This is a genomic window from Agrobacterium sp. P15N1-A (genome assembly GCF_044626815.1).
Taxonomy (GTDB): Bacteria; Pseudomonadota; Alphaproteobacteria; order Rhizobiales; family Rhizobiaceae; genus Agrobacterium; species Agrobacterium leguminum.
In genome coordinates, this window is sequence record NZ_JBIUPF010000003.1 from 490,281 (window position 1) to 513,618 (window position 23,338).

General features: G+C 54.5%; 20 protein-coding genes. 7 read left to right on the top strand and 13 right to left on the bottom strand.

The annotated features are described in order from the left end of the window. The first annotated feature begins 12 nt into the window (after positions 1–12). From rfbC (ACIK7D_RS14100) to ACIK7D_RS14115, 4 genes are all read left to right on the top strand, one after another. The gene (gene rfbC, locus ACIK7D_RS14100) at positions 13–579 is read left to right on the top strand and encodes a dTDP-4-dehydrorhamnose 3,5-epimerase (protein WP_174070943.1); all 567 of its coding nucleotides are present in this window, start codon (positions 13–15) and stop codon (positions 577–579) included. Continuing rightward, positions 576–1,499: an NAD-dependent epimerase/dehydratase family protein gene (locus ACIK7D_RS14105; protein ID WP_400156582.1), complete on the top strand. Its 924-nt coding sequence runs from the start codon at positions 576–578 to the stop codon at positions 1,497–1,499. The genes rfbC (ACIK7D_RS14100) and ACIK7D_RS14105 overlap by 4 nt, the downstream gene beginning before the upstream one ends. A 28-nt stretch (positions 1,500–1,527) precedes the next feature. Beyond that, entirely contained in the window at positions 1,528–2,643 is a 1,116-nt protein-coding gene (locus ACIK7D_RS14110; protein WP_400156583.1) for a rhamnan synthesis F family protein, read from the top strand. A gap of 137 nt (positions 2,644–2,780) precedes the next feature. Further along, positions 2,781–3,893 carry an NAD(P)/FAD-dependent oxidoreductase gene (locus tag ACIK7D_RS14115; RefSeq protein WP_400156584.1) on the top strand — a complete coding sequence of 371 codons (1,113 nt, stop codon included), beginning with the start codon at positions 2,781–2,783 and terminating at the stop codon, positions 3,891–3,893. A gap of 74 nt (positions 3,894–3,967) precedes the next feature. Here ACIK7D_RS14115 and ACIK7D_RS14120 read toward each other — a convergent pair whose 3' ends face one another. The 13 genes from ACIK7D_RS14120 to ACIK7D_RS14180 all read right to left on the bottom strand — a co-directional run bounded on the left by ACIK7D_RS14120 (position 3,968) and on the right by ACIK7D_RS14180 (position 19,636). After that, a complete protein-coding gene (locus ACIK7D_RS14120; protein WP_400156585.1) occupies positions 3,968–5,608 on the bottom strand; it encodes a class I SAM-dependent methyltransferase in 1,641 nt (546 codons plus the stop codon). A gap of 257 nt (positions 5,609–5,865) precedes the next feature. Beyond that, on the bottom strand, positions 5,866–7,698 hold the full coding sequence (locus tag ACIK7D_RS14125) for a rhamnan synthesis F family protein (protein WP_400156586.1): 1,833 nt from the start codon (positions 7,696–7,698) through the stop codon (positions 5,866–5,868). 78 nt (positions 7,699–7,776) lie between these two features. Beyond that, on the bottom strand, positions 7,777–8,622 hold the full coding sequence (locus ACIK7D_RS14130) for a glycosyltransferase family 2 protein (protein WP_400156587.1): 846 nt from the start codon (positions 8,620–8,622) through the stop codon (positions 7,777–7,779). Between the two features lie 2 nt (positions 8,623–8,624). After that, a complete protein-coding gene (locus ACIK7D_RS14135) occupies positions 8,625–9,887 on the bottom strand; it encodes a rhamnan synthesis F family protein (protein WP_400156588.1) in 1,263 nt (420 codons plus the stop codon). A gap of 184 nt (positions 9,888–10,071) precedes the next feature. Then, positions 10,072–10,938: a glucose-1-phosphate thymidylyltransferase RfbA gene (rfbA, locus tag ACIK7D_RS14140; protein ID WP_400156589.1), complete on the bottom strand. Its 867-nt coding sequence runs from the start codon at positions 10,936–10,938 to the stop codon at positions 10,072–10,074. After that, complete coding sequence (rfbD, locus tag ACIK7D_RS14145) at positions 10,935–11,828, bottom strand: dTDP-4-dehydrorhamnose reductase (protein ID WP_400156590.1); 894 nt, start codon at positions 11,826–11,828, stop codon at positions 10,935–10,937. The genes rfbA and rfbD overlap by 4 nt, the downstream gene beginning before the upstream one ends. A gap of 4 nt (positions 11,829–11,832) precedes the next feature. Continuing rightward, positions 11,833–12,888, bottom strand: coding sequence for a dTDP-glucose 4,6-dehydratase (gene rfbB, locus ACIK7D_RS14150; RefSeq protein ID WP_174070963.1), 1,056 nt, complete (start codon positions 12,886–12,888; stop codon positions 11,833–11,835). 2 nt (positions 12,889–12,890) lie between these two features. Then, positions 12,891–13,460: a dTDP-4-dehydrorhamnose 3,5-epimerase gene (rfbC, locus tag ACIK7D_RS14155; RefSeq protein WP_400156591.1), complete on the bottom strand. Its 570-nt coding sequence runs from the start codon at positions 13,458–13,460 to the stop codon at positions 12,891–12,893. A 296-nt stretch (positions 13,461–13,756) separates the two neighbouring features. Continuing rightward, positions 13,757–15,823 carry an ATP-dependent helicase gene (locus tag ACIK7D_RS14160; protein WP_400156592.1) on the bottom strand — a complete coding sequence of 689 codons (2,067 nt, stop codon included), beginning with the start codon at positions 15,821–15,823 and terminating at the stop codon, positions 13,757–13,759. Positions 15,824–16,145: 322 nt separating this feature from the next. Continuing rightward, complete coding sequence (locus tag ACIK7D_RS14165; protein ID WP_400156593.1) at positions 16,146–16,883, bottom strand: ABC transporter ATP-binding protein; 738 nt, start codon at positions 16,881–16,883, stop codon at positions 16,146–16,148. Beyond that, positions 16,880–17,725, bottom strand: coding sequence for an ABC transporter ATP-binding protein (locus ACIK7D_RS14170; RefSeq protein WP_003505590.1), 846 nt, complete (start codon positions 17,723–17,725; stop codon positions 16,880–16,882). Before ACIK7D_RS14170 ends, ACIK7D_RS14165 begins: the two co-directional genes overlap by 4 nt. Then, a complete protein-coding gene (locus ACIK7D_RS14175; RefSeq protein WP_080818987.1) occupies positions 17,712–18,611 on the bottom strand; it encodes an ABC transporter permease in 900 nt (299 codons plus the stop codon). Before ACIK7D_RS14175 ends, ACIK7D_RS14170 begins: the two co-directional genes overlap by 14 nt. Next, a complete protein-coding gene (locus ACIK7D_RS14180) occupies positions 18,608–19,636 on the bottom strand; it encodes an ABC transporter permease (RefSeq protein WP_400156594.1) in 1,029 nt (342 codons plus the stop codon). Before ACIK7D_RS14180 ends, ACIK7D_RS14175 begins: the two co-directional genes overlap by 4 nt. A 206-nt stretch (positions 19,637–19,842) precedes the next feature. Here ACIK7D_RS14180 and ACIK7D_RS14185 point away from each other — a divergent pair, with 206 nt between their 5' ends. From ACIK7D_RS14185 to ACIK7D_RS14195, 3 genes are all read left to right on the top strand, one after another. After that, complete coding sequence (locus tag ACIK7D_RS14185) at positions 19,843–20,556, top strand: FadR/GntR family transcriptional regulator (RefSeq protein WP_003521787.1); 714 nt, start codon at positions 19,843–19,845, stop codon at positions 20,554–20,556. A gap of 67 nt (positions 20,557–20,623) precedes the next feature. After that, positions 20,624–21,604 (top strand): mannonate dehydratase, encoded by a 981-nt coding sequence (locus tag ACIK7D_RS14190; protein ID WP_003521785.1) that lies wholly within the window; start codon positions 20,624–20,626, stop codon positions 21,602–21,604. Positions 21,605–21,731: 127 nt separating this feature from the next. Further along, positions 21,732–23,270 (top strand): ABC transporter substrate-binding protein, encoded by a 1,539-nt coding sequence (locus tag ACIK7D_RS14195; RefSeq protein WP_400156683.1) that lies wholly within the window; start codon positions 21,732–21,734, stop codon positions 23,268–23,270. Positions 23,271–23,338 lie beyond the last annotated feature (68 nt).

Here is a 23,338-nt window from a genome sequence, read left to right on the forward strand (position 1 = left end):
GAGATTTAGAAAATGATTTTCCATAAAACTCCTTTAGATGGTGCGCGTGTAATAGAGCTCGAAAAACGGGGCGACGACCGTGGTTTTTTTGCGCGATTATTTTGCGAAAAAGAATTTGCGGCGGAAGGTTTGGAGACACGCTTCGTTCAAATCAATAACTCGCTAAGCTCCAAAAGAGGTACACTTCGGGGGCTGCACTATCAGCTTCCGCCGTCGGGTGAAGTTAAAGTCGTACGTGCCATTCGAGGTGCTCTCTACGATGTTATCGTTGATTTGAGGGCTGGCTCACCGACATTCGGCAAATGGTTCGGCGCGGAGTTGTCCGCCGAGAACCGGATGATGATGTACGTGCCGAGGGGGTTTGCGCACGCGTTCATCACGCTTACCGACGATACCGAAGCTCTTTATCTTGTCAGTGACTTTTATGCTCCTGAGTGCGAACGAGGGCTTCGATTTAACGATCCTGCTCTCGGTATCGAGTGGCCCATTGAGCCAGTTGAAGTGTCCGAAAAAGACAGAGCATGGCCCGACTTTAATCCGGAATTCCATGGAACTGAACTTATGCGGGGCCTGAAATGAAAGTGCTGTTAACTGGGGCCAGCTCGTTTACCGGCTACTGGTTCGCTGAAGCATTAGCTGGGGCCGGCATCAAGGTGGTGGCTCCTCTTCGCGGAAGTATTTCTTCTTATACCGAAGGCGTGCGGGCCGAACGGGTTCGCCGACTTCAGCTCGTGGCAGACGTCATTGATCAGGCTCCTTTTGGCTCGGAGAGGTTTTGCGAGATTGCCAGTGGCGGTTACGATATCTTGTGCCATCATGCAGCACAGGTAGGAAATTATCGCAGTCCGGACTTCGATGTGGCGGGTGCACTCAGCGAAAATACACATCATTTACGCCGAGTTCTGGAGCTGCTTCGCGCTGGGGGGTTAAAGGGTGTCATTTTAACAGGGAGCGTTTTCGAACAAAACGAAGGCGCTGGTAACGCGCCGCTTGTTGCATTTTCCCCCTATGGTCTTTCCAAGGGGATTACTGCGGAAGTTGTGAAACACTACTGCCGGGATATTGACATAGCTTTCGGTAAGTTTGTCATCCCCAATCCCTTCGGGCCACTTGAGGAGCCGCGTTTCGCGGCATATTTGATGCGCACCTGGAAACAAGGCGAGGTTGCGCGCGTGAACACGCCCGATTATGTGCGTGACAACATCCATGTGCGTCTCCTTGCCTCCGCTTATGTTAGATATGTATCCGAAGTGGCAGAGCTGAAAAACGTAGCGTCGAAACTGAACCCCAGCGGTTACATCGAGACACAAGGTGCCTTTGCACAACGATTCGCGATGGCGATGAGAGAGCGAATGAATCTGGATTGTGGGCTGGAACTGGGTGAGCAGACCGATTTTAGTGAACCGTTGATGCGCGTGAACACTCAATCTGCCAAGCATTATGTAAAAAATTGGGATGAGGCGAGTGCCTGGGACGAAATTGCACAATCATACCGGTGAGAGCATGAGTTTCCCAACGCCGAAGAGAATGACGACGCGTAAAGTGTCGGTAGTTGTTAAGCGTGAAAGAAATTTAGGCAAACGGCTTGAGCGGTTTCTTCGTAAGAAAATAAGGTCTGGCCCTAGCATAGGGGACAGAAAAGAAGACGAGGCGGGCTGGGCATCCCGAGTCCGGAACGTCTTTGTTGATAAACAGATACCAGCACGTAAGCCAATAGCAATATACGCTCATTTCAATCCCGCTGGAACGGTTTCACAGATGGTTGTGGAGCAACTCCGAGTATTAAAAAATGAGGGGTTTGAGATTGTTTTCGTGACGATGTCTCCGGTTCCTGCAGATAAAGTCGCGTTGATCGAAAACTTAATCTGCTTCGGCTTCGAGCGTCGCTCTTTCGGTCGTGACTTCGGTGCGTGGAAAGATGCCTGGCAGCGTTTTCGCCAGCAATTTGTTGATGCTCCTGAGATACTGTTGACGAATGATAGCATTTTGGGACCCGTCCGTCCGTTTGCACCGGTTATGGCTTCCCTCCGCTCTATTGACGAGGGGGTACTTGGGCTCACGGACAGCCCTGACCATTCCCCGCACTTGCAGTCGTATTTTCTGTTATTTCGTGGAAGCAAAGCCCTCTTGGGTTTGGATTTGTTTTTCGAGCAATTGCGCTGTTCGTTCAATAAAAAGAACATGATTGAGCGTGGCGAACTTGCATTGTCGACCTTCCTTCTGGGAAAGAAAGTTCCACTTTATACTCTGTTTAGCTACGAGGAAATCGAGGCGGAGTATCTCAACGACAGAGACCTTCTTCGTGAATTAATGGCTTCCGCTTCGATTATTCTCAAAGAATTTTCGCTGAATGAGGAAAAGTTGCTACTTTCCGACGACGGGAAAGGGATTCAGGGTGATTTTAACTGGATCAGGATGAGAATGAAGGCTCGATTGTGGAGTATGGTATTCAATCCAACTCACTTTTTTTGGCGCCATCTTGTCCAAGTCCATAATTTCCCCTTTATAAAGACAGAACTGGTCACTTTGAATCCCTCTTATGTCTTTGACGCGGCTGATTGGCGTGAAGTTATCAATGAGGATTCTCCAATAACTATCGATGTTCTGGAAGAGCATCTAAGTCTTATTATGAGTGGCTCCTAAACGGAAATTTGTGTCTCGGTCTCAAACCAGTCCCAAGTTTGAAATCCCGCTCATTATTTTTCATTCAAATCGTTCAAAAATTGATCGGATTTTTCCGATCTTGTTGTCGGTGTTGTTATACCTCTCAGGCGGCTAATATGGAAAAAATTGAATGCGTTGTTGTCGGCGCAGGAGTGATCGGCATAGCAATTGCGCGCAGCTTGGCGCTTGCGGGAAAAGAGGTTCTCGTACTGGAGTCCGAGCCCAGCTTTGGTTTTGGGATATCGTCTCGAAATAGTGAGGTAATCCATGCTGGCATATATTATCCTACAGATAGCCATATGGCCCGCCTTTGCGTATCTGGCAGGGATCTATTGTACGCCTTCTGTGCAGAGCACAAAGTTGAACACCGCCGATGTGGTAAACTTGTTGTAGCAACGAGCAGTGACGAAGCGGAGAAGCTTCCCGCGATCGCGAAGCATGCCCACTCAAATGGTGTTTCGGATTTGGTCCGTCTTACCAAAGAGGAGGCTTTGCGAAAGGAGCCTGAACTTAATGTCGTTGAAGCGCTTTATTCTCCTTCAACAGGGATAATTGACAGTCACGGTTTCATGTTGGCCATGATTGGGGAAGCGGAGGCCAACGGCGTATTGTTTTCCTATCGGAGCCCGTTTGTAGCAGCTGTCACGGGCGATCAAACGGTTGTTTCGGTCGGCGGCGTTGACCCGATGCAGATATCCTGTCGCTGGCTTATAAACGCTGCCGGGTTAGAAGCTCCAATGTTGGCGGCGTTGACTGGTGGTTTTCCGCAAGACATGATTCCGAATGCATTTTTTGCCAAAGGCAACTATTTTGGTCTTACGGGAAGCACCGCGCCGTTTTCGCGACTGATTTATCCCGTTCCGGTTTCCGGCGGATTAGGAGTCCATCTTACTTTGGATTTGACCGGACAGGCGAGGTTCGGTCCGGACGTCGAGTGGATTGATGAAATATCCTATGAGGTGGATCCTCGTAGATCCTCTGACTTCTATGGCGCTATAAGACGATATTGGCCCGGTCTGCCAGATGATAGCCTTCAGCCTGCATATTCCGGTATCCGTCCTAAAATTGTACCGCCATCGATTGCGAAACAAGATTTCCAGATCCTGGGCCCTAAAGAACATGGTGTAGCGGGGGTGATCCAATTATTTGGAATTGAATCACCGGGCCTCACGTCATCTCTTGCAATTGGGCGCTATGTTTCTGATATAGTTTTAGAAAACGGGTGTTAAAAAATAGGGGAGAGTTTCTCTCCCTATAAATTCTAAACTAAGATGCGAAACTGCGTCAGACCTTTGCTGGCTGCCTAGCTTCCTAAGAGTGATGCCAAGAAGCCTTTTTTTGCTGGTTTTCCAGACGAGGACGTTTCTAGGCTAGATATGATACTCTGAGGCAGCATATCCCGCGATTGAGCTGCGGCCGTTCGCCATGCCGATTTCGCTTCGTTGAATATTACCTGCGATTCTTCTGTCTGGGTCCCAGCCATAAGTTTACGAAGGATTGACATCGCCCATTCTGGCTCACCTGCCTGCAGCTTGGCGATTCCAGACTGAAGGGTCGCTCGTAAAATCAGTGCCTGGGGCCGAGAACAGGTTTCCAGATATTCTTCCTCTGGTGCCGAACCTTTGCGTATCCGTTCCATCAACTGAAATGCGCGCTCTTTTTCGCCATCAACCAGTCTGGCAAAACCTTCTTCGTAAACAGAAACCCAGTAAAGCGTGCCGGCTTCCTGCGAAAAAATGACATTGTGTCTTTGAGCATGGGCGCAAAGATCTGCCGCACATGAGAATAAATCGGCTGCGTTATAGGTTCCCATCGTTCTGCCGTGTCGCGTCAACATCGCTGCGTAAAACACAAAGCAGGGAAGGAAAAAGGGTGCGGCCGCAGCATATGCTGGCAGCGTATCACAATACTGTATCGCGCGCAGAGTTTCCGGGGGTGAAAGTGGATCAAATCCATATTTCGTTATTATCGAAGAAGCTATTTCGTTTCCGAGAGGGAGTGCTTCGTCAAAACGCCCCTCGTTCACTAGTTCTTTGAAAAGCCTGTAGCGAACTCCCGCACCCAATGCGTCTGTGGGATTTGTTTCCGAGACCTTCGAGCGCAGATACTGGAGGTAGTTTGCCCGTATTTTTGCGTCGTCATTCTTAAAGGAAATCGGTTGGTTGGCTGCGTAAGCAATTAGTCTCTCTTCGCGAACCTCAACGGCATAATAGGGGAACCCGACCTGTTGAAGCAGATCTTCCAAAGCGGATTTGCTAAACAGTATTTGATGCAAGCCGGGAGATAAGGCTGCGATCATAGTGCTGAGAGGACCTCCGGGCGAAATAAAGCCCGCATTCGGGGTGGTGAGTATCACAACTCCCTTTTCATCCAAATATGCCCTTATTCCCTCGAGGAATGCCTTTGGATCGGGGACATGCTCAATAACTTCAGATGAGATAATTCTGTCGAATTTCTGTCCTACAAGTTCTGTTTGATCAGATAAGTATTCGGGAATGATCCGAACATTGAGCTCTTTGCTGCCGCGGTCTCCATATTCAGAGGGCTCCAATCCGACAGCTTCGCCGCGCGCTATGAATTTCCAATAGTCCAGCGGAAAGCCGTACCCACAGCCAACGTCGAGAAGACTTCCCTTGTCTACGATGCCGGCACGCTCGATAGGTCTGACCATGAAGTCGATGCCAGCACCGATTTCGAGGTAGTGATCCCAGACATATTTACTGCTATCGGAACCGATGAAGCCTTCATCTGAAGTCAGAAAGTCCGCAAATTGACCTTCGGCGTTTATTGACGAACAAGTAGGGCACTTATAGAACAGAACATCGCCACGATTCTGAACAACGTGACCCGTACTGACCGTCAGGGTCATTTCCCCTGCTTTCCCACAAGCCAGACATGATTTTATCTCAGTCTTGCTTCCGTCATACCATTTCAACTCGACCATTGCCTGCCCCCGCATGCACCATAGTTTTGGCTTCGACGAATATAGGTTCGCTCTACCTATCGTCGGCGTAGAGTGCGGAGCGGGCAGTGTCAACCCGCGCAATCTTTAGCGGCGTAAAATTCAGCTAATTTTCACGAGGGAAACTGGAGCGCCAACAGGATTATGAGGCATTAGAAAATCAGGCTGCTTTTGTTCCACCATGATCAAGTTTCTGGATAGTGCGACTGCTTGTTTTCCTATGATTCAAGGAAATGGTTTCAGAGCGTCCGATGTTTTGGCGGCGTGTATCCTGGAATGATTTCGAGGTTGAAGCCGCTGTTCTTCAAAAAAGTCAACACCTCGTCGGTTGTATTGGAAGCCGTTGCGTCCTTGATAATCTGTGTTTTCACAAATGGGAAGCCGGATTGAATCAGTTCCTTCCAGCAATAGATGGACGGGTTCCGATCCCCACCGCGAACGGCGGACGAAGCGGAAAATAGCGGGCCACATTTAAGGCCTGCGGCTGAGAATTTGGCCGTCATTCCAATTTCATAAAGATTGATAATTCTGCTTTTATCCGTCAACGACAGTACTGAATACCAGAACTTCCGGACGGCGGCGGTTTCGATGGCCTGCCTATTGAGATGTATGAAGTAGCTTTGCAGGTGAGGGTTACCAATCGTGCTGTCAGTCAAACCTGTTACATCGTATGGCGATAAAGAAAGTTTCTCGAACAAGTTATTCAGCGATGATGGACCAGGAATCATGCTGTCATTGGCAAAGAGAAGAGTTTCTGCTTCCCATAGCTCGGGTTGGCGCTGCAGCGCTGCTGCCCACAGCCCGAAATCATGACCGTCATTTTCGCGTGCCGCAAACGCGTCACAAAAGTCTTTTCCCGGATCGCAGGCAGTTTCTGGAGGCGACAGGCTAACACCCAGAGCATATAGGTATAGCCCTTGTTCCTTAAGCGCGCGCATGTAGGCTAAGGCGTGTGGCGCAAATTTACCATCCTTTCCCAGCAAGCCCACGAAGAGACATATGTTTTTCCTCTTGGGGTCGGAAATGGAGCGAAATTGCACCCATGATGCTTCTGTCACGGGACGGCCAATCAATAATTCCTCATGAAAAAACGGAATCGGTACAATTCCAAAGCCCGCTTTGCGGACGAGAGAAGGAATCAACTTCAGCAATGTAGGGGCATCGTACAGGCCGGTCTCGACGTCCCGACGCTCGATGTTCATCGCTGATATCCACTTCAGTGCGGATTTTCGTAAGAGGCAAGCGGATGGAAAGGTAGGGCTCGTTTCCACGTCTGCAAAATGCATATTCATCAGCGCCAAGGTTCGCCTGAAGGCCCTACGGTTGTGGTGAACACTTGATGGTGCTTCGGCTATGCCGAAGGATATCATTCCTGTATTTGGATTTGCCCGCATAAATCGCATCGCGGGCCCTTCGTCCGTCTTTTTGCCGAAACACTGCTCCAAATAATATTGAACGGCGCTCCGATTGCTTTCTGAGAATTTCTCGGCATTGGCAAAAAAACCAAAGTCGGATCCCGTTTCATCATTCAACCAGTCGAGTATATCAGCCAGTATATCTGTGGAGAAAAATAACTCTTGGGGCTGCCCCTTCGACAGTAGGCTGATTTCAGGTTCGGCATCTCTGAAACGGTGAAACATTATTCGTTCGTCGTCAGACGCCGCTTCCGGCATGAACCTGCCTGGTGTGATTTCGCGGAGCTCCATGCCATTCGACGTACGGATATCCGGCCAATGGATACCGCGTCTGCGCCGTATGTCGTCCAATATTTCGTATAGTTTCACCTTCAGGGGACGGCGCTTATGCAGCCTTTGGGTAATTGCGACTTCTATCGGGAAAGGGGCGGAGAAAATCAATTTGTTCTCGCCTGAAATCGTTCGCAGGATAAATAGAGAATTTTTCTTTTGAAGTTTCAGGAAATATTTTTCCCGAACCCTTCCTGCTTCTATCTCAACGGTGCATAGTCCGACTTTACTCGCTTTGACCGTTAGGTAATGCTTGTTAATCGTGGATACCGTTAAAGATGAACTGAACATAGCTGCCTCAGCTGGGGGAGTTCCCAATGTTGTCATTGGCCTAGATTTTCCGAGTTTATGTCCGCTTGCTCTCGGGCAACCTCGAGGTAGTTCCGCACGTCATGGCAAGATTTGTTATTTATCGCGACGGGCAACAAGTACGCCTTTCAAGAAGCCAACCGCTTTCGCACGCCGACGTGCCGAAAAAAGGGCTGCAGGTGAAAGAAACAAGGCTATGGCCTGCATAAGTGAAGAGGAGACGGTAAATGGCCTCCCATGTTTTTTTCCCGTGTAGATGCGGGACTGTGCCATATGGAAGGCTTTGAAACGCGCTATTTCTGGAGATCGGCCCGAGGAATGCCCACTTGTATGAGTTGCTGCCGCATCGTGTATGAACATCAAGGGGCCGAGTTTTTGAAGTCTGAGTGAAAGATCGTCATCTTCATGGTAGAGAAAGATGTTCGGGTCGAAACCACCGATGGTTTCGAAATTTTGTTTCGACAAGAATAAAGCTGCGCCGCTCAGTACAGGAACATGGCAGTCAGCTTTCGGCCAGCCTCGCGACATATATTTGTTTTGGGGTAAAAGCCACGATCGACGTTTGAAATATGGGCTCCCATCACTGTTGCTGATCCGAGGATTGAATGCCGCGGCATCACGATAACGCTGAGTAGCGAGCAGCAATTGCAAAAGAGCTCCATCTTGTAGTCTGGCATCGGGATTTAGGAATAGCAGCCACGGTGTTTCAGCAATGGTCGCGCCGGCGTTGCAGCCACGCCCAAAACCTTCATTCTCCTCCAGCGTCAAAACGCGAATTTTTCGATTCAAGGGAATCTTGCTAAAATCGTTGGACTTTCCGTTGTCCACAAGAACTATCGGAGTGACTTCTGGGATTGCATTTATCATGTCGCCAATAACTTCGTCGCTTTTGTAGCAGACGGAAATAACGGTGATATCGGAAAGCAATGGCTGCTGCTTCATGTCTAGAGAAACTCGATGGTGGCGTTTTCAGGGGTTGGCGAATATGGCTGAAGTCCGGCGACACGATATCCGGCTTTTCTTACAAAAGTGGGGAATAGGCGCTCCAAGCCGTGTTGCAGCGTGTTACGCTTGGCACCGTTCTCGATGTCGAAATCTGAGATGCGAAAGTTTGCGTCTTGTAGCAATTTTAACGCTGCGGGTCTGAACCAAAACATCGTGCCAGCAAAAAATTCAATTTGTTGAAGATCAAACTCCATGTTGGTTCGCGCAAATACTTGCCGGATCTGGTTTTCTTCGTCCTTCAGATAGCGCATCACCGAGGTTTCCCGGGGCGGTAACCTGAGGTTGTATGGACCCGCTATGCCGAGGTCCGGGTTTTTCGAAAATGCGTTAATGACGTTGGTCATAGCGCCATCTGCAAGGAGGCAGGCAAGCGCGTAGCGGCGAATTCTATGCCCTGAGACTGTTTCTTTGCCACCTTTTAGAGAAAGCTTACCGTGGATTTTGCAGACCGCATCGTAAGGATCGAAAACGCCTTGATGGAGCAGTTCAACAAACGGACCAATATCGCGCCCTCGGTTCTCGATCTGCATGACTCTCGCGTTTGGAAATGATTTGCGCACTTCGGTGGGAAAGTGATCGCCATCGGAACTTGTGGTGACGATGATGTCGGCTCCCCCCGCGTTATTCAGTAAGACGGTTCTGATTTCCGGCCAAGTTTCCAAATAATGCATATGAATATATACGCATGCGCGAACGCTTATGTTTTCAGCTGGGGCCTGCAAATGGGGTTGATGCTGCCATCCCGTATCGGCCCAGAACCAGCCATTATGAATGATGGATTCATCATCCAAGTCATAGAGATAGAGATAACGATGCTCGACATTGGCCGATGCTGCCGCAGCGACGACTGAAGGTGTGTCGCCGTGGCAAAGAAGCTTTTCACCGGGGCCAAAATTCTGAACCCTGTTTCGTGTAGTGGCCGCCAACAGCATTCTGGTACGGAATAAAACTGTAGACACGCGATTGAACTCAATATGCGCTTCTTGTTTTTCCGGTTCACGTGCAACCAGGCGGAAAGATATCGATTTAAGGGGTTGTTTTAGCTGAAGTTCGTATCCAAATTTTCCGGGCCTTAATTCGATCCTGCAGGAACGTTGCCTATCTTCAGTATCGGCGAATTCGATCGCCGTTACGCCCGGGTCAGCCTTAAATTTGATGGCGTAACAACCGGGTTCAAGAGAAACAATTTTCACATGTTTCATGGAAAATTCCATATCACTCTGGCTAATATCTGTATCGAACATTCGGATGAAGCGAGCAGGGTGTCGTTACACCGCAGTTCTCCAACGCACACAAATGATACACCGATGTATAGCATTGTTTGTTATTGGCGATTTCCAAATAATAATTCATATTATTCAGATAAAACGCCAGATTGGTCCCTCGCTATGATTTTGCAATTTTGCGCAGATATTCGCCATAGTCGCCTTTGCCAGATTTGGCAGCAATCGCCGCAAATTGTAACTTCGTTATGAAGCCCTTGCTCAAGGCAATCTCCTCGGGGCAGGCAATCTTGAAACCTTGCCGTTTCTCCAGAGTACGCACGAACTCGCCGGCCTCCAGCAGGCTTTCAGGGGTCCCTGTATCAAGCCAGGCATAGCCACGTCCCATTATCGAAACTTTCAGTTTCCCGCGCTCAAGATAGGTCCGGTTTATGTCGGTTATTTCGAACTCGCCGCGAGCTGAGGGTTTCAAATTGGCTGCTATATTCACAACATCTGCGTCGTAGAAATAGAGTCCTGTGACGGCCCAACTTGATTTCGGCTTTTTTGGTTTTTCCTCGATTGAGAGGGCTCGCATTTCAGTGTCGAATTCCACGACACCGTATCTCTCAGGATCTTTAACATGATATGCAAAAACGGTTGCACCGTCATTTATCTCTGTACCCGTATCGAGTAGCTCCGGCAGGCCATGTCCGTAATAGATGTTGTCACCCAGAATGAGGCACGAGGGCGAGCCCGCAACAAAATCTGCACCGATCATATAGGCTTGAGCGAGTCCGTCAGGACTGGGCTGTATCGCATACTCTATTGAAAGTCCCCATTGAGAGCCGTCTTTCAGAAGGTTCTGAAAAAGTGGCATGTCGTGAGGCGTCGAAATGATAAGAATCTCGCGAATTCCAGCAAGCATCAATGTTGTTAGCGGATAATATATCATCGGCTTGTCGTAGACCGGCAGGATCTGCTTCGAGACCGCCAATGTCATAGGATGCAAGCGTGTACCGCTGCCTCCGGCCAGAATAATGCCTTTCATGGCCTTTCCTTTTCGCTCTGCGCAAGAGCGGTAACGACCGCGCGCGTTGATGTTTGCCAGTTCGGCAGCCTTATGCCGTAAACCGCTTCCAGCTTGCTGCAATCAAGCCTCGAGTTTGCCGGACGCCGCGCTGGTGTAGGGTACTGTGCCGTCGTGATGTCGTTGACGATCATCGACTTTCCGCCGTTTTCTTCAGAGAATGCGAATATCTGTTTCGCGAAATTTGCCCAGTTCGTTTCCCCGGTTCCGGCAAGATGAAAAACTCCACGGAGACGGATCGAGGAATCGTCCAGGAGTTTCCTTGCGATTGCTACGATAGCGGTGGCGATATCGTTGGCCGAGGTTGGGCATCCGAACTGGTCCGCGACCACATTGATCTCGTCGCGGCTTTCGCTCAGCCGGAGCATGGTTTTTACAAAGTTGTTGCCATGTTCCGAATAGACCCATGCGGTTCGCAGAACAGCGTAGTTGCCGGTAGCCTCAGAAACGGCTTGTTCGCCTTCGAGCTTCGAGCGGCCGTAGATGGACGTAGGGCCTGTCGGATCCCTTTCGACATAAGGCGTCGCCTTCGTGCCATCAAAAACATAATCCGTAGAAAGATGAATGACGGGAATACCAAGGTCACTTGCCGCCTGTGCGACAGCCCCTGCTCCATCCCGATTAACGGCAAAAGCGATGTCCGGCTCGCTTTCTGCCTTGTCGACAGCGGTGTAGGCAGCAGCCGATACCACAGCGTCGGGCTTTACCTCTCGCAGCGCTTTTAAAACAGTTTCAGGCTGCGCTAGGTCGAGTTCCGGTCGACCCAGAGCCACGATCTCTAGCTCGGCGCTCGCCAGTGCCTGAAGGGCGCTGACGACCTGACCATTTTTGCCCGTAACTGCCAGCCGCATTCGTTCAGCCCTTCGTCAGAACGCCAAGGCGCTCTCCGGCATAAACACCCTCGCGAAGCGGTTGCCACCACCATTCATTGTCGAGGTACCATTGCACGGTCTTGCGGATGCCAGTGGCGAAGTTTTCCTGTGCTTTCCAGCCGAGCTCGGTTTCCAGCTTCGTTGCATCAATGGCGTAGCGCGCATCGTGACCAGGGCGATCGGTAACGTATTTGATGAGCTCGGCATAGGGTTTGGATTGAGGGCGCAGTTCGTCGAGAATGGAGCAGATGCAGTTCACCACATCGATATTCTTCTGCTCGTTTCTGCCGCCGACATTGTATTTCTCGCCAACAAGCCCCTTTTGAACGATGAGCCACAGGGCGCGGGCATGGTCTTCCACATAAAGCCAGTCGCGGATGTTCGCGCCGTTTCCATAGACTGGTAGCGGTTTGCCATCCAACGCGTTGAGAATGATCAGTGGAATGAGCTTTTCCGGGAAATGGAATGGTCCATAATTATTGGAGCAGTTGGAAATGACAACCGGAAGGCCATATGTGCGCTGCCAGGCTGTGGCAAGATGATCGCTTGCGGCTTTCGAGGCAGAGTAGGGCGATGAAGGATCGTAAGGGGTTGTTTCCTCGAACAGACCGTGATCGCCGAGAGAGCCGTAAACCTCATCAGTTGAAACATGCAGCATGCGGAAATTCGCCTTGGCGTCTTCCGCAAGGCCGCTCCAGTATTGCCGCGCGGCCTCCAGCATCGTGAAAGTGCCGTTGATGTTGGTTTGAATAAAATCAGCGGCGCCGGTTATAGAGCGGTCGACATGGCTTTCGGCGGCCAGATGCATCACGTAATCCGGCTGGAATGTCGCAAATGCCTCATTCATCGCCGCCCGGTCGCATATGTCGGCCTGAATAAAGCGGTGATTGGGTGCATTTTCGATTGGCTTGAGGGAGGCCAGATTTCCTGCATATGTCAGTTTGTCGACGGTGAGAACATCCGCGCCAATCTCGCTCACGAGATAACGTACGAGGGCCGAGCCGATAAATCCGCCGCCGCCGGTAACTAGAACGCGCATCATCAGTTTCCAGTGTTTTGGTAAGTAAAATATTCAGGCAATTCCGACAGAAGCGGTTGCTTGCCGTCCTTTTCCGAGAGGACGTAACCCTCGAGCTTCGGCCAATTGATGCCGATGGCAGGGTCGTTCCATTTGGTGCCGCGGTCATTGGCGGCACTATAAGGCTTCGTCACTTTGTATGAGATGACCGTGTCATCAACGAGCGTCATGAAACCGTGGGCAAATCCCACTGGAACCCATAGCTGCTCGCCATTTTCGGGTGAGAGTTCGACAGCCGCCCATTGTCCAAAGGTGGGTGATCCCGTCCTGATATCCACCGCGACATCCAGCAGCCGCCCACGAATACAGCGAACGAGCTTGCCCTGTGCAAACGGCTCTGTCTGGAAATGAAGCCCCCGTACGGTACCGGCTTGTGTAGACAGGGATTCATTGTCCTGTACGAACTCCACGTCCAATACATTTTCGCGAAACCAGTCCTTCTTGAAAACCTCGCTGAAGTAACCCCTGCTGTCCCCGAAACGAGCTGGAGTTATCTTTTTCAAGCTTGGTATCGAGAATGCTTCTACTTGCACTATGCGGATCCTGTCTGGTCTGCCTACTCTGAGGTGATATGGCTTTATCGGTAGGGACAGTCAATAACGCTTTATTGACCGCCCACACAAGAGAGATCGAATCTCGGTCGAACAGCAGGCGAAAGGCATGTGCCCAATCCCAGTTTTCACACTTCGATGATCGATGGCAGGGAGACGCCCTAAAGCCGAGCCTGCTGAAACTGTCCGGCGGGCCGAAACGAGGGAGAGATCGAGTATTGATCAGGCCTTCGGTTTCGTTCGGTCGCGCCGTTTGAAAGTTCTGATTACCGGCAGCCTTACTTCCACATCGCCCTCATTCGCGCACCTACATCGATGCGGATTTGCTGTGCGCTGCGCTCGGAAGCGGCGGCTGAAACCAGAGGCCAGGTCATTGTCTCAAAAAATTGCAGCAGGGTCGCCGGTATGAAGCGCGTTCTTGCGGCGTAGACATGCCTGTCGCCCTGCTGGTTCTGCCCGCCGGTGAAGAAACGTTGCGGCGTGATCAGCGCCAGACTGTCCTTGGCGCGCGTCATGGCGACATAGAGCAGCCGGCGTTCCTCCTCCAGTTCCTGGGTGGTGCCGACCCCGAGATCGGAGGGAATGCAGCCATCGACCACATTCAGGATGAAGACGGAGCGCCATTCCTGGCCTTTTGCCGAATGGATGGTGGAGAGGCTGAGATAATCCTCGTCAAGCAGCGGCACGCCGGCCCGATCGCTGGTGGCGTCCGGCGGATCGAGCGTAAGTTCGGTCAGAAAGCGTTCGCGTGAGGGGTAGCCGCCGGCGATCTGCTCAAGCTGCAGCAAATCGGCCTTGCGGGTGTCCGCATCCTCATGGATGCGTTCCAGGTGCGGTTCGTACCACAGTCGCGCCTGCCCGATCTGGCCCGGCCAGTCATTCGGCGCCTGTCGCAGGCCCACCAGCATTTGCGTGAAGGCTGTCCAGTCGTCGCCGGTCTTCGGCGGAGGCGGTATTTCGGCAAGGGCAAGCAGCGGCTCGGGGTCTGTCGCAATCGCATCGAGAATATTGCCGGCCTTCTTCGGTCCGATGCCGGGCAGCATTTGTAGCAGCCGGAAACCGGCGACGCGGTCGCGCGGGTTCTGCGCGAAGCGCAGCACGGCCAGCATGTCCTTCACATGGGCGCTGTCCAGGAATTTCAGGCCGCCGAATTTGACGAAGGGGATGTTGCGGCGGGTCAGTTCCACCTCGAGCGGGCCGCTATGGCTGGAGGTGCGGAACAGCACGGCCTGCTGTTTCAGCGTCATGCCGGTTTCGCGGTTGGCGAGAATCTGGTCGATGATGAAATTCGCCTGCTCGGTCTCGTCTTTCACCGTCACGAGTTTCGGGCGCTCCAGCGACTGCCGCTCGGTCCAGAGGTTCTTGGTGAACCGCTCGCGCGCCAGATCGATGACGCCGTTGGCGGCCGCAAGGATGGGCTGCGTCGAGCGATAGTTGCGGTCAAGCGTGATGATGTCGGCAGCAGGGCTGAAGGAAGCCGGAAAATCGAGGATGTTTCGCACCGTCGCCGCCCGGAAGGAATAGATCGATTGCGCATCGTCACCCACCACGGTCAGGCCGCGGCCGCCGGGCTTCAGCGCCATCAGCACCGAAGCCTGCAGCCGGTTGGTATCCTGATATTCGTCGACCATCACATGGTCGAAGCGGTTGCCGATATCGTCCGCAAGGATGGGATCGCTGACCATCTGGGCCCAGTAAAGCAGGAGATCGTCATAATCGAGCACGTTCTGGACCTGCTTGGCCTCCACATAGGCTGCAAACAGTTCCTTAAGTTCGCTCTCCCAGTTGGCGACCCAGGGATAATGCTGGCGCAATATCTCCTTGAGCGGCGTCTGGGAATTCACCACACGCGAATAGATCGCAAGACACGTACCCTTCGTTGGAAAGCGGCTTTCGGTTTTGGAAAAACCCAGCTCGTGCCGGGCGAGGTTCATCAGGTCGGCGCTATCCTCGCGGTCGTGGATGGTGAAATCGATGTTGAGCCCGATCTGCTCGGCATAGATGCGCAACAGGCGCGCGCCGATGCCGTGAAACGTGCCGGACCAGGCCAGCGCGTCTGTCATGATTGCCGAATTCGCACCGATAACGTGTTTGCAGATACGCTCGACCCGCCGCGACATTTCCGTGGCGGCACGTCTGGAAAACGTCATCAGCAGAATGCGGCGGGGATCGGCGCCATTCACGATCAGATGCGCAACCCGGTGGGCGAGCGTATTGGTCTTGCCCGAACCGGCCCCGGCAATGATCAGCAGCGGTCCGGCCGTGTGCCCGTCTGCCAGCCCAACGCCATGCTCCACCGCCTTGCGCTGCTGTTCGTTGAGCTTTTCCAGATAGGCAACCGCCATGCCAGCAATCCTTAGATAACCTGCCTGTTCCCACGGGTGAGAACCTTGTTCAGAGATGGCAGTCGTCGGAATGTCCGGCCATTGTCTGCCCTGTCGTCGCAATGATTAGCAAAGACTCAAACAGCAATCCAGAACAAATGCTGAACGCATTGTTCCGGTGGTTCGAGCGCAGTCGGTGGTGAAATTTATCGGCCCAAAAGGTCGCCCGTCCTCTGCCGGCGATTGGCCGCTGCCGGTCGGGCGAAATCCCCGAAATTACGCCATGGGAGAAAGCGGGCGGCCGTGGATGGGCCGCCCGGTGTGAGCGTTGTGGGGGAGATCGTTACAGGAAACTGCTTTCGAACAGCTCGCCTGAATAGGCCGAGTGGGTGATGCCCGCTTCAAGATCGGCCTTGGTCAGCTCATCGACAAAATCGCCGTTCTGCATGACCAGCACACGGTCGCACATATGGGCGATCACCGCGAGGTCATGGCTGACGAGAACGAAGGTGAGGTCGCGTTCTTCGCGCTGGTCGGCAAGCAGGTTCAGGATTTCGGCCTGGATGGAGACGTCGAGCGCGGATGTCGGCTCGTCGAGCAGCAGGATCGGCGGTTCGAGGATCAGCGCGCGGGCGATTGCCACGCGTTGGCGTTGGCCGCCGGAAAGCTCATGCGGGAAGCGCTCGGCGAAATGTGGGGGCAAGCCCACCTGTTGCAGGGCGGCAGGCACTTTCGACCAGCCATCGCCAAGTCCCATCGCGCGGATCGGTTCGGCGAGAGCCCGGCCGATGCGGTGGCGCGGGTGCAGCGAGCCGTAGGGGTCCTGAAACACCATCTGCGCCAGTTTCAGTTCGTCGCGACTGCGGGTCTTGCCGACCGGTTTGCCGTTAAAGCTGATGGAGCCGGTCCAGCCGGCCTCCAGCCCCGCCAGCGACCGCAGCAAGGTCGACTTGCCGCAGCCGCTTTCGCCGACGATACCGAGCGTTTCACCCCTGTTGACCGTGAGGCTGACGCCGCGCACGACGTGATTGCGGTTTTCCTTTGCGCCGTAGACGACGTCGAGCTTGTCTACCGTGATCATCGCATCACCTCCGCATCGATGGCCTGACGGTCCAGCACCTTGAGACGCCGCACCGGATTGCGGGGGTCTGGCATCGCCGCGATCAGCCCCCGCGTATAGGGATGCTGAGCATCTTCCAGCTTGGTCAGCGTTTCCACGACGCGCCCGCCATACATGACCAGCACGCGCTCACAGAAGGCCGCGACCATGCGGATGTCATGGCTGATGAGGATCAGGCCGGAATTATTCTCGCGCACCATCTCGTCCAGAAGCAAAAGCACATCCTTGCGCACGCTGACATCGAGGGCCGAGGTCGGTTCGTCGGCAATGACCAGCTTCGGCTTGGCGAGCAGCATCATGGCGATCATCACGCGCTGGCCCATGCCGCCCGATATCTGGTGCGGATAAAGCGCCATCACGCGGTCGGGGTCGTTGATGCGCACGCGCAGCAACATGTCGCGTGCTGCACCTCTCGCCGCCTTGCCGGTAAGCGCCAGATGCAGTTCGGCGGCCTCCGCCACCTGCTTTCCGATGGGCAGCACCGGGTTCAGCGAATAACGCGGATCCTGCATGATCAGCGCCATCTCGCTGCCGCGGATCGCACCCATCTGCCGCTCGGATTTTTCGAGCAACGGCTCGGACAGGAAATCCATCCGCTCCGCCGTCACCGTGGCGCTTTTCGGCAGGAGCCGCATGGCGGCCCGGCCGGTGGTGGATTTTCCGGAGCCGGACTCACCGACAATGCCGACCCTTTCGCGCCCGACGTCGAAATTGACGTTGGACACCGCCGGAATGGTGTTGCGGCCGAAACGGACATTGAGGTCGCGGACCGAGAGGATGGGGGAGCTATCAGGAACGGGCATGACGCGGATCCAGAAGGTCGCGCAGCGTATCGCCGGCGATGTTGAAGGCAAGGCTCGTCAGCAGGATGGCGATGCCGGGCATGACGGCGACCCACCAGTAGTCGAGCATGAACTTACGGCCACTGGAGATCATCGCGCCCCATTCCGGCAGCGGCGGCTGGGCTCCGAGACCAAGGAAGCCGAGTGAAGCGGCCGTCAGGATGATTCCCGCCATGTTCAGCGTCAGGCGAACGATGACCGAGGGGATGCACATCGGCGCAATGTATAGAAACAGGATGCGCAGCGGCGAGGCGCCATAAAGACGGGCGGCGGCGACGTAGTCGGTATTACGCACGACAAGCGCTTCCGCCCGAGCAAGACGCGCAATCGGCGGCCACGCGGTCAACGAGATCGCAATGATCGCCGTGCCGAGGCCGGCGCCCATGGCGGCCGCAAAGGCAAGCGCCAGTACGAGCGAGGGGAAGGAGAGGACGATATCGGTCGCGCGCATCAGGATCGCGTCGGTTCGCCCGCCAAAGAAACCGGCCATCACGCCAATGGCAAGGCCGATAGGACCGACGATGACCGAGACCGACAAGACCGTCTGGATCGTGATGCGGGTGCCGTAAACAAGCCGGCTGAAAATGTCGCGGCCGAATTCGTCGGTTCCGGCCAGATGCGCCCAGCTGGGAGGCTGAAGCGCGTTTTCCAGAGCCTGACGGGCAGGATCGTAAGGCGCAATGAGCGGTGCGAAAATGGCGACCAGAACCAGAATTGCCAGAATGGCGAAGCCGAACATTCCAAGCGGTTCGTCCGCGAGCTTTCGAAGTGTCCGCGCGGTGGTGGTTGAGATGCGCGACAGGGCGCTGGGACGATCAACGGTATTGTTGTGCGCGATATCGGTCATCGTGCGGCCTCCCGGGTACGGGGATCGAGCGTGGTGTAGGCCAGATCGGCGAGGAAGTTGAGCAACATGAAAATGAAGCCGATGACGATCGTGGCGGCCAGAATCGCATTCATGTCGCCGATGAGCAGCGCATTCGTCATGTATTGGCCGATGCCGGGCCAGGAGAAGACGATCTCCGTGACCACGGCGCCTTCCAGCAGGTTGCCATAGGAGATCGCCAGAACGGTGATGAGCTGCACGGCGATGTTGGGCAGCACATGGCGGGTTATGGTGCGTGCGGGGCTGACACCCTTGGCCCGTGCCGCGATGACATAATCCTGGCTGAGCTGTTCAAGGGTGAAGGCCCTCGTCATGCGGGTGATGTAGGCCATGGCCATATAGGCGAGGATGATCGCCGGCAGGATGATGTGTCCAAGCGCGTTCCAGAAGATTTCCGTCTCGCCCGCAAGCAGGCTGTCGACGAGCATCAATCCCGTCTTCGGCTCCACGAGGCCTTCGTAAAAGACGTCGACCCGGCCGGGGCCGGCGACAAGGTTGAGATTCGCGTAGAAAATCACCAGCCCGACGATGCCGAACCAGAAGACCGGTATCGAATGTCCCACCAGCGCAAAAACGCGCGCGAACTTGTCGATGAAGGTGTCGCGGAAGAGGGCGGCGGCGAGACCGAGCGGGACGCCGATGACCGTCGAGATGATGATCGCCAGCGTGGCGAGTTCGAAAGTGGCGGGGAAAGCCTGCGCCAGATCGCGGGTCACGGGGTTGCCGGTCAGGATCGCAATGCCGAAATCGCCATGCAGCAGGCCGCGCAGATAGATGAAGAATTGCTGGTAAAGCGGCAGGTCGAGCCCCAGCCGCGCTCGCATGGCCTCATAGGCCTTGGGATCGGCAAGTTCGCCGACGATTGCCCCGACCGGATCATTCGGCATGACCCGGCCGATGATGAAGGTGATGCAGAGCAGGATGAAGAGGCTGACGATCAGTTGCAGAAAACGATGTCCAAGCCCGCGCAGTGAGATTTCCGTCATTGCTGGCCGCACTTTCCTGTGAGAACGCCGTCAGCGGCCGAGCCATTGCGCACTGCTCGCCACAGACGCGCAATTCTCCTTTGCAAAAACTCTTGATGGTACTTCATCCCAACTCCTCCCTGAGCTAACATGAAAACATATGATGTGCGACCATGTCATAATATGAGTACCGAAGGGATTCGTATTCTGCAAGAGGGAAGAGTGGCATGATGGGCGACAAAGCGAGGCCTCGGGAGAGGCGGGCACAACAGATCATCGATAATCTCAGCGCAGAAATTCGCAGTGGAAAATTGAAAAACGGAGATCAACTTCCCACCGAACCGGAGCTTGAACGCAGCTACGGCGTGAGCCGCACCGTGGTTCGCGAGGCGATCGCAGATTTGCGTTCCGCCGGCTATGTCGTTCCCATCCAGGGCAAGGGGGTTTTCGTCAGCAATGCCAGTGAATGGGCCGGCGTGAAACTGACGCAATCCGAAGTCGGAACCATTGCGGAAACGCTGGAAATGCTGGAGTTCCGGCTTGCGACGGAAGGGGAGGCGGCGGCAATCGCCGCCTATCGCCGCACCGCACAGCAGGAGGCGGCAATCTCTGCGGCGCACCGGAAAATGGCCCGCGCCATCGATGCGCGTGAAACCACTGTCGATGCCGATTACGAGTTTCACACGGCCATCGCGATCGCCACGAACAACCGCTTCTATCTGGAGGCTCTGCGTCAGTTCGGTTCGCGCTCTATACCGCGCGGACAGTTCCCGACGCTGCCGGAAACCGGTGACGCGAATTATCTTCGCAAAGTGCAGGCCGAGCACGAGGCAATCCTGCGCGCCATCGTCGAACAGGATCCGGAAGCGGCGCGAAAAGCTATGCGCGAACATATGCTTGCGAGCCAGCGCCGATACAGGTTGCTTTCAGAAGCGCAATAGCATCTCGACACTCATCTTATTTCATGCGATGTCATATGATGACTTGCATGGAGAGAGGAGAGAATCGATGTATGTCGGCACCCAGGTTGCTGCGCGCGATGACGAGGATTTTAAGGTTTGGGCGCAGCTCGGCGTCAAAAATATCAACGCGGATCCGCCCGGAAAGCCCGCGAGCTGGACTTTCGAGGACTTTGAGCGCCACCGTGACAAGGTCGAAAGCTTTGGCCTCGTTCTCGACATGGTGCAATTGCCGCTGCCGTCGCGGCCCATCGAACAGGCGTCGTATCCCGATATCCTGCTTGCCGGTCCTGATCGCGACCGGCAGATCGATGCCGTCTGCACGATGATAGAGAATATCGCCAGGGCCGGAATCCCTGCCGCGAAATACAATCTCAACCTCATCGGCATTCCGCGCACCGAAATGGAGCGCGGCCGCGGCGGCTCGCTCAACGAGGCCTGGCGCTGGGACAAGGCGGACCATGATGCAGCGCCGGGTCTCGCTGGCGTTCTTTCCGAAGACGAGAACTGGGAACGCATCGATTACTTCCTCGAGCGTGTGGTGCCGGTGGCCGAAAGCAACCGCGTGCGCCTGGCATGCCATCCGCATGATCCCTATACGCCGCCGGGCTACAGGGGCGTCACCCGCGTTCTCGGCACGGTCGAGGGGCTGAAGAAATTCGTGCAGATGCGCGAGAGCCCCTATCACGGCCTGAATTTCTGCCAGGGGTCGATCGGCGAGATGCTTGACAATCCGCGCGAGGAAATCGACGACATTATCAGGTGGTTCGGCAGCCGCGACAAGATCTTCAACGTCCACTTCCGCAATATCAGCGGCGGCAAACTCTCCTTCATGGAGACGTTCCCCGATGAGGGCGACATGGACATGGTGCGTTCGCTGAAACTCTATCACGAACTCGGTTATCGCTACATGATCATGCCAGACCATGTGCCGACGATTGCCGGGCGCGATGCCGTCGGTGTCGCTTTCGCCTTCTGCTACGGCTACATCGCCGCGCTGATAGAAGCGCTTGATAACAAACATCTTTGACCGTTCTGGCCCGCGACGCCCCGCTGCGTCGCGGGCTTTTTTCCCAAACGTGAATTACCGATCTGTAGGAGGAGCAGGTATGAGAAAATCATTGATCCGTCTCGCATTCACCACGGCCCTGGGCGCCATGCTGGTGCAGGCAGCGCCAGCCGTGGCCAAAACACCGAATGACCAGCTTGTCATCGGAACATCGCTGGCTCAGGTGCTGTCGCTTGATCCGCATCAGGCCACCGAAGGAAAAGCCAACGAAATCATGTCCAACCTCTATGACCGTCTGATTTCGGTCGATGGTTCGGGCAAGGTTTCACCGCAGCTTGCCGAGCGCTGGGAGATAGATGACAAGGGCATCACCTTCCATCTTCGCGAAGCCAATTTCGCCTCGGGCAATCCGGTAACCTCGGCAGACGTCGTCTATTCGCTCAGCCGGCTGTTGAAGATGAACCAGGCGGCCGCAGCCAACCTCAAGCGCGTTGGCTATAATGCCGATAATGTCGACAAGCTGGTGAGCGCGCCGGATGAGAAAACGGTACGCATCGATCTTTCCGGTGAAACGACGTCCGAGCTGCTTCTTTACCGTCTGGCCATGGTCATCGCCAGCGTCGTCGACAGCAAGGAACTCAAGACGCATGAAAGCAGTGGCGACTGGGGCAATGGCTGGCTGAGAACCAATTCCGCCGGTTCCGGTCCCTTTACGCTCAATCGCTGGTCGCCCAACGAGATCATCATTCTCGAGGCCAACAAGAATTATGTAGCCGGTAGCCCGAAAATGCGCCGCGTCATCGTGCGGCATGTGCCGGAAAGCCAGGTGGAGCGCCTGATGCTGGAGCGTGGCGATATCGACATCGCCAGTGCGTTGACGGCTGCCGACCTTGCAATCTTCAACAACAAGGAAGGTTTCCAGATCCAGCGCGTGCCGACGGGCGGCTTCTACGTCCTGTCCATGAACGCCGGCAAGGAGCCTTTGTCCAACCCCAAGGTCCGCGAAGCGATTGCCTATGGCATCGACTACAAGGGAATGGAAAAGACCATCATGGGTCCCTATGGCCGGGCACGTACGGTGCCGGTGCCGGAAAACTTCGAATACGCCATTCCGAGCCCGGACTGGAAGCTCGATGTGGAGAAGGCGAAGGCCCTCCTCAAGGAGGCCGGTTATGAGAACGGCTTCACGCTTAATCTGAAAACGATCGCGCAGACGCCGCGCATCGATCTCGCCACCGCGATCCAGGCGTCGCTCAGCCAGATCGGCATCAAGGTCAATATCCAGCAGGGTAACGGTTCGGACGTGATTGCCGCCCACCGCGCGCGGGATTTCGATCTGCTCATTCCGCAGACCGGCGCCTACATGCCGAATGTGCTGGGCTCGATGGAGCAGTTCTCCAGCAACCCCGACAATTCGCTGGCCGCCAACAACGCCGGCAATTTCGTCTGGCGCTCGGCCTGGGACATTCCGGAACTGACGGCGCTCACGGCAAAGGCTTCGCTGGAGCCGGACGCCAGGAAGCGCGGGGAAATCTACACCCAGATGCAGGAAATGTTTGTCGCCCAGAAGCCGGCGGTGTTGCCGATGTTCGAGAGGTTTGAGCCGATCGTGCTGAATGCGCGCGTGAAGGATTATGTGGGCCATCCCAGCCAGACGACCCGGCTGGAAAAGGTCACGAAGGACTAAGGGCAAACTATAGTCTTTGGAACCTGCGACGGGCGGTTTTACCGCCCGTTTTTTTATCGGCGGTTAGG